At 51.0% G+C, this 14,202-nt stretch carries 14 protein-coding genes; 10 read left to right on the top strand and 4 right to left on the bottom strand.

The window, feature by feature from the left end:
- Nucleotides 1–32: 32 nt before the first annotated feature.
- The 5 genes from IG609_RS11230 to pdxY all read left to right on the top strand — a co-directional run bounded on the left by IG609_RS11230 (nucleotide 33) and on the right by pdxY (nucleotide 3,599).
- Entirely contained in the window at nucleotides 33–350 is a 318-nt protein-coding gene (locus tag IG609_RS11230; protein ID WP_193397047.1) for an MliC family protein, read from the top strand.
- Between the two features lie 107 nt (nucleotides 351–457).
- A complete protein-coding gene (pdxH, locus tag IG609_RS11225) occupies nucleotides 458–1,141 on the top strand; it encodes a pyridoxamine 5'-phosphate oxidase (protein WP_193397162.1) in 684 nt (227 codons plus the stop codon).
- Nucleotides 1,142–1,194: 53 nt separating this feature from the next.
- Entirely contained in the window at nucleotides 1,195–1,362 is a 168-nt protein-coding gene (locus IG609_RS11220) for a hypothetical protein (RefSeq protein ID WP_193397046.1), read from the top strand.
- Between the two features lie 14 nt (nucleotides 1,363–1,376).
- Complete coding sequence (tyrS, locus tag IG609_RS11215; RefSeq protein ID WP_014915732.1) at nucleotides 1,377–2,654, top strand: tyrosine--tRNA ligase; 1,278 nt, start codon at nucleotides 1,377–1,379, stop codon at nucleotides 2,652–2,654.
- 84 nt (nucleotides 2,655–2,738) lie between these two features.
- On the top strand, nucleotides 2,739–3,599 hold the full coding sequence (gene pdxY, locus IG609_RS11210; RefSeq protein ID WP_193397045.1) for a pyridoxal kinase PdxY: 861 nt from the start codon (nucleotides 2,739–2,741) through the stop codon (nucleotides 3,597–3,599).
- Between the two features lie 38 nt (nucleotides 3,600–3,637).
- Here the strand turns inward: pdxY and gstA are convergent, their stop codons facing one another.
- Nucleotides 3,638–4,246, bottom strand: coding sequence for a glutathione transferase GstA (gstA, locus tag IG609_RS11205; protein ID WP_193397044.1), 609 nt, complete (start codon nucleotides 4,244–4,246; stop codon nucleotides 3,638–3,640).
- An 883-nt stretch (nucleotides 4,247–5,129) separates the two neighbouring features.
- On the opposite strand from gstA, the gene IG609_RS11200 reads away from it, so the two are divergent.
- Together IG609_RS11200 and acnA are read left to right on the top strand one after the other, a co-directional pair.
- Nucleotides 5,130–6,434, top strand: a complete 1,305-nt coding sequence (locus tag IG609_RS11200) for a dicarboxylate/amino acid:cation symporter (RefSeq protein WP_193397043.1) — start codon at nucleotides 5,130–5,132, stop codon at nucleotides 6,432–6,434.
- 289 nt (nucleotides 6,435–6,723) lie between these two features.
- Nucleotides 6,724–9,396, top strand: a complete 2,673-nt coding sequence (gene acnA, locus IG609_RS11195) for an aconitate hydratase AcnA (RefSeq protein WP_193397042.1) — start codon at nucleotides 6,724–6,726, stop codon at nucleotides 9,394–9,396.
- Nucleotides 9,397–9,800: 404 nt separating this feature from the next.
- On the opposite strand, the gene IG609_RS11190 is transcribed toward acnA, so the two are convergent.
- Together IG609_RS11190 and IG609_RS11185 are read right to left on the bottom strand one after the other, a co-directional pair.
- The gene (locus IG609_RS11190; RefSeq protein ID WP_193397041.1) at nucleotides 9,801–10,055 is read right to left on the bottom strand and encodes a tautomerase family protein; all 255 of its coding nucleotides are present in this window, start codon (nucleotides 10,053–10,055) and stop codon (nucleotides 9,801–9,803) included.
- Nucleotides 10,056–10,122: 67 nt separating this feature from the next.
- Nucleotides 10,123–10,863: an SDR family NAD(P)-dependent oxidoreductase gene (locus tag IG609_RS11185; protein ID WP_193397040.1), complete on the bottom strand. Its 741-nt coding sequence runs from the start codon at nucleotides 10,861–10,863 to the stop codon at nucleotides 10,123–10,125.
- Nucleotides 10,864–11,006: 143 nt separating this feature from the next.
- On the opposite strand from IG609_RS11185, the gene IG609_RS11180 reads away from it, so the two are divergent.
- A complete protein-coding gene (locus IG609_RS11180; RefSeq protein WP_193397039.1) occupies nucleotides 11,007–11,918 on the top strand; it encodes a LysR family transcriptional regulator in 912 nt (303 codons plus the stop codon).
- Nucleotides 11,919–12,042: 124 nt separating this feature from the next.
- Here IG609_RS11180 and IG609_RS11175 read toward each other — a convergent pair whose 3' ends face one another.
- The gene (locus tag IG609_RS11175) at nucleotides 12,043–12,978 is read right to left on the bottom strand and encodes a LysR family transcriptional regulator (protein ID WP_226374038.1); all 936 of its coding nucleotides are present in this window, start codon (nucleotides 12,976–12,978) and stop codon (nucleotides 12,043–12,045) included.
- A gap of 110 nt (nucleotides 12,979–13,088) precedes the next feature.
- Between IG609_RS11175 and IG609_RS11170 the strand changes: the two genes are divergently transcribed.
- Both IG609_RS11170 and IG609_RS11165 read left to right on the top strand, forming a co-directional pair.
- Nucleotides 13,089–13,244, top strand: coding sequence for a helix-turn-helix domain-containing protein (locus IG609_RS11170; RefSeq protein WP_226374037.1), 156 nt, complete (start codon nucleotides 13,089–13,091; stop codon nucleotides 13,242–13,244).
- 274 nt (nucleotides 13,245–13,518) lie between these two features.
- Entirely contained in the window at nucleotides 13,519–14,166 is a 648-nt protein-coding gene (locus tag IG609_RS11165) for an NADPH-dependent F420 reductase (protein WP_193397038.1), read from the top strand.
- Nucleotides 14,167–14,202 lie beyond the last annotated feature (36 nt).

Below are 14,202 nucleotides of genomic sequence, written 5' to 3'. Positions count from 1 at the left end.
CCGTCATCGACAAGAATGACAGGAGGAAAATAATGAAACGATTGCTGACAGGGACAGTGCTGATTCTGCTGAGTGGATGCAGTTATTTTGGTCATAAACAGACGATGGAAACGCTGCATTATCAATGCGGGACAATGCCGCTAACCGTGACGCTACAGCAGGGCGGTGAAGCGACTCCGCAGGTGAGTTTCTTGCTGGACGGCGAACGTCTCACGCTCCCTCAAGTGGTGTCCGCGTCTGGCGTCAGATACAGTAATGATACCTACACCTTCTGGAGCAAAGGCGATCGTGCATTTATCCAACGGGGTGAACGGGTTATCATAGACGACTGTGTGTTGGCACCGATGTAACTGACGCCGCACGGTCGCGGTGTCGCTGCTGATTGCGATTTTTCGGGTACGGGAGCAGAATGGGATTTTCGCCCGCTTCTGGCCCGACATTGCGACAGCAGGATATTATGACTCAGGAACGCTCCCCTTCTGACGGTACGCCTCTTATTCAACCCGCCGATATTGCTGACATCCGCCGTGAATACACGCGTGGAGGGCTTCGCCGTAGCGATCTTCCCGCGAACCCGCTGGATTTATTTGAACGCTGGCTAAAGCAGGCCTGCGACGCAAAACTGGCCGATCCTACCGCGATGTCCGTTGCGACCGTGGATGAGCACGGGCAGCCTTACCAGCGTATCGTTCTGCTGAAACACTATGATGAGAAAGGCATGGTGTTTTATACCAATATGGGCAGCCGCAAAGCCCATCATCTGGAAAACAATCCACGTATCAGCCTGTTGTTCCCTTGGCATATGCTAGAGCGGCAGGTCATGGTGCTGGGACGCGTAGAGAAGCTGCCGGCACTTGAGGTGCTGAAATATTTCCACAGCCGCCCGAAAGACAGCCAGATTGGTGCGTGGGTATCCAAGCAATCCAGCCGGATTTCAGCGCGTGGCGTGCTGGAAAGCAAATTTTTGGAGTTGAAGCAAAAATTCCAGAATGGCGAGGTGCCTTTGCCGAGCTTCTGGGGGGGCTTCCGCGTCGTTGTCGATTCTGTCGAGTTTTGGCAGGGCGGCGAACACCGCCTGCATGACCGATTTTTCTACCAGCGGCAGGGCGAGGGCTGGCAGATCGATCGTTTAGCGCCTTAATCGCGAAATATCCGTGTTAAACGCTGGCGCTCCTATCATCAGCACTTTATCCTATGAAGTTTCGCGCTGACTGGGCATTGCGCGGCGATATGGCGTTCATCGTCGGTTGCGTAAAGCCATGCAGCAGCGAAATCATCATGCGACAGCAGGCAGGTATGCTGCGCATCTCTCACGGCGTTGTGCGTCAACCCAATGGGCACGTAACAGCCTGTTTTTTATAAAAATGGAGTTATCGATGGCGAGTAGTAACCTGATTAAACAATTGCAAGAGCGGGGCTTGATTGCCCAGGTGACGGATGAGGAAGCGTTAGCAGAGCGGCTGGCGCAAGGGCCAATTGCACTGTATTGCGGCTTTGATCCCACCGCCGACAGCTTGCATTTGGGGCATCTGGTGCCGCTGCTCTGCCTGAAACGCTTCCAACTGTCTGGCCACAAGCCAGTTGCCCTGGTTGGCGGTGCCACGGGGCTGATCGGTGACCCGAGCTTTAAAGCCACAGAACGTAAGCTAAACACGGCTGAAACCGTGGGTGAGTGGGTAGAGAAGATTCGTCGTCAGGTTTCCCCATTCCTGGATTTTGACTGCGGCAAAAACAGCGCGATCGCGGCCAATAACTACGATTGGTTCGGCAGTATGAACGTGCTGGATTTCCTGCGTGATATCGGCAAGCACTTCTCCGTTAATCAGATGATTAGCAAAGAGGCCGTCAAACAGCGTTTAAACCGTGATGACGTCGGTATTTCGTTCACCGAGTTTTCTTACAACCTGTTGCAGGGATACGACTTTGCCTCGCTGAACAAGCAGCATGATGTCGAGCTGCAAATCGGTGGTTCTGACCAGTGGGGCAACATCACGTCTGGTATCGATTTGACGCGCCGCATGAATCAGAAACAGGTTTACGGTTTGACTGTGCCGTTGATCACCAAGTCAGATGGGACGAAATTCGGTAAAACGGAAGGCGGCGCGATCTGGCTGGATGCCAGCAAGACCAGCCCTTACAAATTCTACCAGTTCTGGATCAACACGGCGGATGCCGATGTGTACCGTTTCCTGAAATTCTTCACGTTCATGAGCCTCGAAGATATCGATGCGTTGGAAGAAGAAGACAAAAACAGTGGCAAAGCTCCACGCGCGCAGTACGTGCTGGCGGAAGAAGTGACCCGTATGGTTCACGGCGAAGCCGGTCTGGAAGCGGCTCGTCGTATTACACAAAGCCTGTTCTCTGGCGCATTGCAGGATATGACGCAGGACGACTTTGCGCAGTTGGCGCAGGATGGTATGCCGATTATCGAACTGGAAAATGGTGCGGATTTGCAACAGGCGTTGGTCAGCGCTGAGCTCGTGCCGTCACGCGGTCAGGCTCGTACGATGATCTCTTCGAATGCAGTCACCATTAACGGCGAAAAACAGGCTGACCCTGAATATACCTTCAGCGATGCCGACCGTCTGTTTGATCGCTACACCTTGCTGCGTCGCGGCAAAAAGCACTACTGCCTGATCTGCTGGAAAGCATAAGCATTACCGATAAGGGAGCGTTAGCTCCCTTTCTTCTTGTAAGTTGAGGCGCGCAGGCGCTGGCAAGGATCTGAGTCATAGCTAATGAAAAATATACTTTCCATCCAGTCACATGTCGTTTTTGGTCATGCCGGTAACAGCGCGGCAGAGTTTCCGATGCGTCGGATGGGCGCAAACGTTTGGCCGTTGAATACGGTGCAGTTCTCCAATCATACCCAATACGGTCAATGGACGGGGTGTGTGATGCCCGCCAGCCACCTGACCGAGGTGGTGCAGGGAATGGCGAACATCGACAAACTGAAGACCTGTAATGCGGTGCTGAGCGGCTATATTGGCTCTGCCGAGCAAGGGGAACATATTCTGGGTATTGTTCGTCAGGTGAAAGAGGCTAATCCTGACGCGCTGTACTTCTGCGATCCGGTGATGGGTACGCCGGAGAAAGGTTGTATCGTCGCGCCCGGTGTGTCTGATTTTCACTGCCAGCAGTCGCTGCTCGCGGCCGACATTATCGCGCCGAATCTGCCTGAACTGGAGCTACTGGGTGCTCGTACCGTGCATAACGTGGCTGAAGCTGTAGAGACCGCGCGTGCCCTGTGTGCAAAAGGGCCAAAAATCGTTCTGGTAAAACACCTGAGTCGCGCTGCCACGCGTGAAGACAGCTTTGAAATGTTGCTGGTGACGCCGACGGATGCCTGGCACATCAGCCGCCCGCTGGTAGAGTTTGAACGTCAACCTGTCGGCGTGGGTGATTTAACCAGTGGATTACTACTGGTGAACTTGCTGAAGGGCGTGGCGTTGGATAAAGCGCTGGAGCACACGACGGCGGCGGTCTATGAAGTCATGCTGGTGACGAAAGAGATGAATGAGTATGAGCTACAGTTGGTGGCGGCTCAGGATGGGATTGCCAATCCGCGTCATCACTTTCAGGCAACTCGCCTGTCGTAAAACGTATAACGCCCCGAATATTGGGGCGTTATTGCATGTTAACCTTTCAACCTTTCAACCTTAAGCGCGGTAACGACGGAAGGGCGTTCGGCAATATGGTCAAGGTAAGCCGCCAGTGCAGGGTAGCGGAACATATCCAATTTTAGCGACTGCGCCCAGCGCATCACGGTAAACAGATACGCATCGGCGATACCGAAGCGGTTGGCGACCAGGTAGCTCTGTTCACTCAATACCATATTGATATAACGTAATTTAACCTGCAAGTATTCAACTAACAGTTCTTTATACGTTTCCGGCGTACCGGGGCGAAAGATCGGTGCAAACGTTTTGTGCAGCTCCGCAGAAATATAATTCAGCCATTCAACCGTATGGTAGCGTGCTATACCCCCGGTAGGCGCGATAAGGTTACAGTGCGGAACCAGATCGGCGATGTATACGGCGATAGCGACACCTTCAGTCAGAATAGACCCATCATCCAGCTCTAGCGCCGGCACCATCCCTTTCGGGTTGATGAACGTATAGTCGGTGCCACGCTCTGTCTTTTTCGTGCGCAGATTGACCTTCTCCAGCTTGAATTCCAGTTTGGATTCGATCAAAACAATGTGTGTAAAAAGAGAACTGCTTTCAGCTTTGTAAAACAGTTTCATGGAAAACGCTTCCTATTCTTCTTCCATCAACACATGCGCTGATGATTGTTGAACAACAACATGTCGTTTTTTACAACAAAACGTAACGGGAGACTGTGAGGCCTCTTGCAAAATACGCCTTATATATGTTTTTTGCGTGAAGTCTGGGCGATTTTGGCGGCACAGAATCAAACTTTCATACGTTATTCTGGGGCGCTCTCATGGGTTCTAACGGCGGCATTCGGTAAAGCCATATAGCGTGTGACAGAGGCCACTTTTGTCTGGGACAGAAACCGCAGCATTACGGATTGTGAGGGCGACTTCTGGGTTGGCAAGATTGCGATAGGCAACGAGGAGAAAGGATAGGTCAGGGAGGCTGTTTTCGACGCATGATTTATAGCAGTTAATTAATCATTACTACATCTCTTGATAAGAAAAATTTCATTAGTGACAGGTTTCGTATTTTTCATGACACCGTCGATTTAAGTTATTTCCCCACGGGTGAGCGTCTAATGGATATTCAAAAAATAAATAGGAAAAGGTATGAAGGGGAACTATTTCAAAGTGACGTTTATTAAATTACCCCTTTATTTATCGCATATAATAAATGAGGGGTAGTTATGTCAAACGGTTATCGTAGGATGCGTGCAATATTAATGAATAGCGACGTTTGTAATTATACGTTACATCTCGTCGGGATTTTTTCTATCAGTGATGGAAAAACACATATGCTTCCCGAGTAACTATTATCATCACATCAAAACACATTATCACCACATCAAGACACAGAGAATACGCCGATAAAAATCGGATAAGTCGTCGCTTGCTTACGCCTATGTGTTAGGCGGCTCATGTTTGCTAATAATACGTATTGTCTGATTTTATTCATTATCATGAGGTTACTATGAAAAAGAACAGGTTATTGTTTTTTATAGCCTTGGCTATTCTTCTCGGGATTATTGTCGGCGGAGCCTGTCATGCTTTATTAACGGAGCAGGAAGCCAAAGAAGTCGTATCCTACTTTAATTTAGTGACCGATGTTTTTCTTCGCCTGATAAAAATGATTATTGCGCCATTGGTCTTCGCAACATTGGTCTCTGGTCTTGCCAGTATGGGGAATTCTTCTTCCGTCGGCAGAATAGGGCTGAAGGCGATGGTGTGGTTTATTTGTTCTTCCGTGGTTTCTCTTTTTATTGGCATGATGTTAGCAAACATCTTTGAGCCTGGCGTTGGAATGAATCTCGCCATTCCAAGTACGCCAATAGCGGTAGAAACTGGCGTGAATACCGGTGGATTTACACTGAAAAGCTTCATTGCCCATATATTTCCACGCAGCATCGTCGAAGCGATGGCGAATAACGAAATATTGCAGATTCTGGTGTTCTCGATGTTCTTCGGTTCCGCGCTGGCTTTTGTGAAAGGCCAGAATAAACATGCTGTCACGATGGAATCGATGATTGAGGAACTGGCGAAAGTGATGTTCCGAGTGACAGATTATGTCATGCGGTTAGCGCCTCTGGCCGTATTTTCCTCTCTGGCGTCGTCTATTACGACTGAAGGGCTGGGACTGCTCCTCGATTTTGGCAAGGTGATTGGTGAGTTCTACCTTGGTCTGGCGCTGCTATGGGGCCTTATGTTCGGGGCTGGTGCACTGTTCCTCGGCAAGAAAGCAACCTGGGGTCTGATCAAACTGCTGCGTGAACCCAGTATGCTGGCGTTTGCCACCGCCAGCAGCGAAGCGGCCTATCCGAAAACGATGGAAGCGCTGAGCGAATTCGGCGTTCCCAAAAAAATCACCAGCTTTGTACTCCCATTGGGGTATTCCTTTAACCTTGTCGGTTCCATGATTTATCAGGCTTTTGCCATTCTGTTCATCGCGCAGGCTTACAATATCCACTTAAGTTTTACGGAGCAGACCCTGATTCTGCTGACGCTGATGATCACCAGTAAAGGTATGGCGGGCGTGGCACGCGCCGCGGTTGTGGTAGTAGCAGCCACCTTGCCGATGTTCAGCTTACCCGAAGCGGGCATTTTGCTGATTATTGGTATCGATCAGTTCCTGGATATGGGCCGCACGGCGACCAATGTGATTGGTAACGGCATGGCGACCGCGGTTGTGGCCAAGCTCGAACGAAACCACGATCTGGAAGAACCCGAGCATGAGCATGCCGACGAAGAAACACCGGTGATGGCTGCCGGGAATGTCTAAATTAACGTCAGGTTAATACACTGAGACAAGCGGCCTTAGGGCCGTTTCTCTCTTTGCTCTCCTCCATACGCGGCCGTGACTGTTTTCCATCCTCTTCATATTCCTATTGGCGTTTATTCTGATTTGCTTCTTTTCAATAACTAACGGCTATCGCTGCGTTCATATCGCATTGTTGCAAAAACGTTATTTTTTGTTTGTGTTATCTTTAAATAAGACCGCAAGCTCAGGCTGGTTATTGATTAATCGTCCGATGCAGAATAACGAATAGCAAGTTAATTTGGGAGGAAGCATGTCATCACACCTTCGCGACACTTGTCTGGACACACTGACGGTACAGAAGCAGATTTACCATTACTACAGCCTGCCGAAGGCGGCGCAAACGCTCGGGAACATTGATAAATTACCGAAGTCGCTCAAGGTGTTGCTGGAGAATTTATTGCGTCATCAGGACGGCTACACGGTAGAGCAGGCCGACCTTCAGGCGGTCGTAGACTGGCTGAAGACGGGCCATGTTGACCGAGAAATCGCCTATCGTCCTGCGCGTGTATTGATGCAGGATTTTACCGGTGTGCCCGCCGTGGTCGATTTGGCGGCGATGCGAGCGGCGGTGAAACGGCTGGGCGGCGATGTGAATAAGGTTAACCCGCTGTCGCCGGTCGATCTGGTGATTGACCACTCGGTGACGGTTGACCACTTCGGCGATCGTCAGGCACTCGTGGATAACACGCAGTTGGAAATGGCGCGTAACCGTGAGCGTTATGAGTTTTTGCGCTGGGGGCAAAATGCCTTTAGTTACTTCAGCGTCGTGCCGCCGGGAACCGGAATTTGCCATCAGGTGAATCTGGAGTATCTCGCCAAGGCTATCTGGTATGAAAAGCAGGGCGACAAACAGTTTGCCTATCCCGATACGCTGGTGGGAACCGATTCGCATACCACGATGATTAACGGTTTAGGTGTGCTCGGCTGGGGCGTCGGCGGGATAGAGGCCGAGGCAGCAATGCTGGGGCAGCCTGTGTCGATGCTGATCCCTGACGTGGTCGGCGTCAAGCTAAGCGGCAAGATGCGCGAAGGGATCACGGCAACCGATCTGGTTCTGACGGTCACGCAGATGCTGCGTAAGCACGGCGTGGTCGGTAAGTTTGTGGAATTTTACGGCGATGGACTGGATTCGCTGCCGCTGGCGGATCGCGCAACCATCGCCAACATGGCACCGGAGTATGGTGCAACCTGTGGCTTCTTCCCCATCGACCAAATCACGTTGGACTACATGCGGTTGACCAATCGTGCGGAAGAACAGATCGCGCTGGTGGAAGCCTACAGTAAGCAGCAGGGGCTGTGGCGCAATACGGGTGATGAGCCGGTATTTACGAGCCAGCTTGCGCTGGATTTGTCGACGGTGGAAACCAGTCTGGCAGGGCCGAAACGCCCGCAGGATCGCGTGCCTTTAGCGGGCGTGCCGGAAGCCTTTAAGGCCAGCCGGGAGCTGGAAGTTAGCGCGGTTAAGAACCGTTCTGACTATGAAGAATTCACGCTGGAAGGCGAAACGCACCGTTTACAGCAGGGGGCCGTCGTGATCGCCGCGATCACCTCCTGTACCAATACCTCTAACCCGATCGTGCTGATGACGGCCGGACTGCTGGCGAAAAATGCCGTCGAGCGCGGTCTGAAAACCAAGCCGTGGGTTAAGACCTCGCTGGCTCCGGGCTCGCGAGTTGTAACGGATTACTATGCTAAAGCGGGATTGACGCCGTTCCTCGACGAGCTGGGATTCAATCTGGTGGGCTACGGCTGTACCACCTGTATTGGTAACTCCGGCCCGCTGCCGGATGCGATTGAAGCGGCGATAAAAGCAGGCGATCTGACAGTCGGGGCCGTGCTGTCAGGCAACCGCAACTTTGAAGGCCGAATTCATCCGCTGGTGAAGACAAACTGGCTGGCCTCACCGCCGCTGGTGGTCGCGTACGCGCTGGCGGGAAATATGAATGTCGATCTGACGCAAGAACCGATAGGGGAAGATCGTGACGGCAAAGCGGTCTATCTGAGGGACATCTGGCCGTCGGCCAAAGCGGTGGCGGAGGCAGTATTGAACGTCAGCGCAGACATGTTCCACAAACAGTATGCCGCCGTGTTTGAAGGCACGCAGGAGTGGCAAGATATTGAGGTCGACGACAATCCTACCTATCAATGGCCGGAAGAATCGACCTATATTCGCCAGACGCCTTTCTTTCTGGATATGGGGAAAGAACCTGAGCCAGTTCAGGATATACACAACGCGCGCATTCTGGCGATGCTGGGCGATTCGGTGACAACTGACCATATCTCACCAGCAGGTAACATCAAGCGCGACAGCCCAGCAGGGAAATATTTGCTGGAGCGCGGCGTCGAAACGGCGGAGTTCAACTCTTACGGTTCACGGCGTGGTAACCACGAAGTGATGATGCGCGGGACGTTTGCCAACATCCGTATTCGTAATGAGATGGTGCCGGGTAAAGAGGGCGGCTATACCCGTCACATCCCGTCGCAGAATGAGATGACAATCTATGACGCGGCGATGCGCTACAAGGACGACAATGTCCCGCTGGCGCTGTTTGCTGGTAAAGAGTACGGCTCCGGCTCCAGCCGCGACTGGGCCGCGAAAGGCCCGCGCTTACTGGGCGTCCGCGTGGTGATTGCCGAATCGTTCGAACGTATTCACCGTTCTAACCTGATCGGGATGGGGATTCTGCCGCTGGAGTTTTCCGACGGTGTGACGCGTAAAACGCTGCAATTAACCGGCGACGAGCAGATTTCGATTACGGGATTAGAGCATCTGACGCCGGGTGCCACGGTTGAGGTCAACATCACGGATACCAACGGTAACACGCAGACCATCAGCACTCGCTGCCGCATCGATACCCGTAACGAACTGACCTACTACCAGCACGATGGCATTCTGCACTACGTTATCCGTAATATGCTGTAATTTTGAGCTCTCGCCACCGAGGGCAGAAGGCCTGCTCTCGGTGCATTGGATCAATTCGAAGTACAACGAGTACATCAATAATAAGCGGCTTCATCCTTCCTCAGCGGTGAGCTTCGGGCACTGCCGTTCGTAGACGACACTTCTTCGTGAGTTTCTGTGCTTTTTCGATTGCAGGATAGACCTGACGACGTATGTCCTGCTGTCTAAAAAACAGAGGTGTCTGGCTGATGTCAATTCGTCCGGCTGTAATCGATCGCCTGAACGGGACAACCGACAAGAAGAAAACTCGTCTCTATAAGCAGAAATGCAGGCAATCTTGCGGTAAATGTCATCGTTAATTTCAGGCAAAGAACGGCATGGTTTTTTGATATTGTTGCCGTATTTCTGTCTCAGAAATATTGCCATCAGGTGTGACATCTCCCTGCGATCTCAGCATTTTCCACGCTTGATAGCCGTATCTTTTCTTTTTGGCGCAATGAGGTCACCGTCTCGCCGCCCACCCCCCAATTATCTGTCGGTATTTCATCGATCACCACAAAGGTCGTGCCAGGTGGTTTGTTTAGTACCTGATGTAGCAGTTCGGTAACACCCTCAATGAGTTGGCGTTTCTGTTCAGCCGTTACGCCTTCTTGAGTAACCTTGATATTCACATATGGCATATGTTTCCCCTTTGGCGTGATTTACCTGCTTTATTCTTACCCGAACAATTTTTGATGAAAAGTGCGTTTACCACGTTCCCGCCGTGGCACCGCCATCAACAGGAATAATCACGCCGCTGACATAGGATGAATCTGTCAGATACAGTACGGCGTTCACCACATCTTCTGGTGAACCGATGCGTCCGCTTGGGCTCATATTTTTAAGCTGCGTGTGTGTCTGCTCATTCATACTGTGCATCGGTGTTGAGATGATACCAGGAGCGACGGCATTAACCTGAACCTGTGCGGAGGCAAGTTCTAGGGCTAGCCCTTGTATGGCGTGGTTCAGGCCACCCTTGATCAATACTGGTAGCAGGGCGGGGATGTTGCTATTTGGCTGTATGGCAATTGATGCTGTGATGGCGACGATGTGGCCACTACGGTTAGCCGCCATGTGTTTGGCTGCGGCCTGCGATGGATAGAAAAAGCCCTTCAGATTGGTGTCGATAATGGATTCGACGTCAGATTCGTTATAGTCCCCTACCGCTTTGGAAATAAAAATACCTGCGTTATTGATTAAGATGTCGACCTTACCGAAGGCGGCGACTGCACATTCGAACAGGGCTTTTGCCGTCGCTGGTTTGGCGATATCGCCGGGCACCAGCAGGAAATTACTTGGGTTGCCCAATTGCGTGGCGGCTTTTTGTAGCCGTGCCAAGGTACGGGCGTTGCCAATGACATTATCGCCGCGCTGTAGATAAGCTTTGGCGATAGCAAATCCGAGGCCGCTAGAGGCACCTGTGACGATAACCGTTTTTGCCATATGCATGATTTTTCTCCATTGGGTTTATGCAACATCGGGGGTTAAGCAAATATTCGGGGGAGCTACCGTCAATCTAACGGGCAATACGTTGTGGAAAAATGCCGTGTGCTGTATTTTAATTAATACATCATGTAATTAATTTAACCGCTATGAGCCGTTACTTTGACGATCTTCAATTAGGTAGTGTTGAGCTTTTCTGTCTGGCAGCCGAGAATGGTAGCTTCACGCGGGCGGCGACCGAAGCTGGGCTAACACCCGCCGCCGTAAGTCGGTCTATTGCACGTATGGAACAACGCCTAGGCGTACGCCTATTTGTGCGTACTACGCGGAGAATGCGTCTGACAGAAGAAGGACGTGCCTATTATGAGCAATGCCAGCAGGCATTGAAGCAGTTGGTTGAAGCCGAGCGACAAATCACGGGGGGCCAGTTAATCCCATCGGGTCGCTTGCGTATCAGTGCACCAACGCCTTATGCGCACCATCGTTTACTGCCATTACTGCCCGCATTTCGCCAGCAGTATCCTGATATACATATTGATATCCATGTTAGTAACCGTAATATCGATTTTGCAGAGGAGGGGTTTGATTTAGCGATCAGAGGGCGTGAGCCGGAAGATTCAAACCTAATTGCACGGCGGTTAGAAGATGCGGAACTGGTTATTGTCGCTAATCCTGGGTACTTGCGGCGCGCTGGAACACCGCAAGTACCTGACGATCTCACAATACATGAATGTATCCAATTTGAGATACCCAGCAGTGGGCGTAAAGGGGGGTGGACTTTTAGCATCAAAGGACGACAAGTAGAGATGGAAACCTCCGGCACCTATACGTGCCAGGGAGATTTTCTTGCCACCGTAACCTTGGCAAAAAATGGCGCAGGGCTGATGCAAGCTTACCGGTTCAGCGTGCAGCAAGAACTCGATAGTGGGATGCTTAAGGAGGTTTTAGCCGAGTATGGCGGTACAACTCGTCCTTTTATGTTGATCTATCCGCATGCCAGACACCTACCATTACGGGTTCGTGTCTTTATTGATTATTTACTGGAGAATCTGAATATTTGACATAACATTATGATATTCATGTTTTACGTGTGAATTCACGTAAAGGCTTTTCTGAAACATCGTTGGAAGAATTCGCTGCTTGTGCGCTAACCGAATGATAATTGTCGATCAAGTGACCAGCGAGTTAGGCTTCAGAACCATCATTGGTATTAAACATTGTGCTGAATTTCCCCACCAAAAATGCAATAAAGGTAGATACCGCCAGTGGTAAATGACGTCGGCTTGGGTACAGGACATGCAAGCCATTACCTTCGCGCTTATATTGCGGCAGCACAGGAACTAGTCGGCCAGCATGAAGGTCTCGCCTAGTAATAACTGTTGGAAGTAACGCAATGCCTAGGCCCGCAAGCGTTGCCTTACGTAGGGCTTGGATAGTATTCCCACTGAAACGACTGCTCATTTGTATGTCTTCTTCAATACTTGATGCTCCCGCCAATCTCCAGGTTGTGAACCCACTGGGATGCCCGAAACTCACACAATCCAATTTTGCTAAATCTTGTAGCGTATTAGGCATTCCATGTTTAGCAATATAAGCTGGGCTAGCAACCAAGCCATCATATCCAGCTCGAAGAAGTTGGCGGCTGATGTAACCAGAATCGTCTAATCGGCCAGCTCGAATTGCAACATCGACCCTGTCCCCAATCAAATCAGCTCTGGCATCACTTAGCACAAAGTCGAGTCGGGTTAGAGGATACATAGCCAGAAAATCAGCGACCCATTCCACAGAAAAAAAATCGAAGAAATCAGCGGCAGCAGCCACACGAACCAGACCACTTGGCTCCAAGTTTCCGGTCAATAATTCCTGTCCTGCATCGGTCAGCCCATCCACCGCACCAGCACAACGGTCATAGAATGTTTGACCCACACTGGTAAGTGCCAGTTTACGGGTTGACCTTTGTAATAGTCGCGTATCGAGTTGTTCTTCGAGTTGCTGGATACGTCTGCTGACGGTATTGGGAGGCATACCCAGACATCTTGCTGCTTCAGCAAAGCTCCCACTGCGTACAACCTGAACAAATAAAGCAACGTCATTCAAATCAAGCATATTCAAGTCATTCATTCCATTTTTGGATTAGTCTAATCACATTAGACCATCTATTCAACCAATAAAGATAACCCTATTCTTACTTAAATCGAGTTCGCACACGCAAATAACGGATTGAATTCACTGTGGCAGTGAGTATCCGGTTCGTCGTGGTAGTTCATATTTTGACCGATCTCGCGCTCAACGACGGTAAACCGATGCGTTCAAACGAGATCGCCTACTCGGTCAATACCAGTGCAATAATGATCCGAGTGCTGTTAGCTCGGTTGGGTAAAGCGTGACTAACCAAGTCACAGCTAGGCACTGGCGGAGCGCACGATGTTGGCCAAGCATGCTGCGGGCTTGATGTCTACGAAACGGTCGAGGATTCGGCGATTTTTTTTCGCCCCACTGAACACCGCCATGCGAGAACTATGCGATAGGCGGCAACATCCTTGATGCGATACAACCCATCTTGACTCAGGCGCGAAAAGCTCTTGAGGAAGGGATTGCCAAGTCTTCGAGGGTACTGGCAGTTCCCTTTTTTAACCCTCTTTACGTGAAAAGGAATACATCATGACTATCGGTATTATCGGTTCCGGCGCCCTCGGCTCTAACTTCGCCCGCATTCTCGCCAAAAACGGTATTGCGGCCACCATCGCCAACAGCCGTGGACCAAGCTCGCTCGGGTCACTGGTTGAAGAACTCGGACCATCCATCAAGGCAAGCACTGTGGAAGAGGCCGCAAGCGCCGATATCGTGCTGGTCGCAGTTCGCTGGGTCGATGCAGAAAAAGTACTGCGCAGTCTGCCAGCCTGGAATGGCCGCATTGTCATTGATGGTACCAACCCAGTGGAGTTCTTCGATCCGGCCACATCGCCAGATGCAAATGATCCGAGTAATCCGCTTGCAGCCTATGGCATCAAGGCGGTTGATCTAGGTAGCAAGCACTCCAGTCAGATCATTCAACAACTCGTTCCAGGCGCTCGAGTCGTCAAGGCATTCAACCACAACGACGTCAATGTGCTGAAAGAGCCAGAAGTTGCGGGTGGCAAGCGCGTGTTGTTTTACTCAGGTGACGACGCTGCCGCGAAGGCAGAAGTGCGCGGGATCATGGAAGCCACCGGTTTCTTCCCTGTTGACCTTGGCACACTTGACGTCGGTGGACCGCTCGCTTCGCTGCCCTTCGGCGGGCTGTCAACGCACAATTTCATCAAAATTTAGTCGATGTTTTGCGTGATCAGCAGAGATTGTCAACCA

Origin of the sequence: Pectobacterium quasiaquaticum (assembly GCF_014946775.2) — a bacterium.
Taxonomy (GTDB): Bacteria; Pseudomonadota; Gammaproteobacteria; order Enterobacterales; family Enterobacteriaceae; genus Pectobacterium; species Pectobacterium aquaticum.
This window is presented reverse-complemented; position numbering and strand designations above follow the sequence as displayed.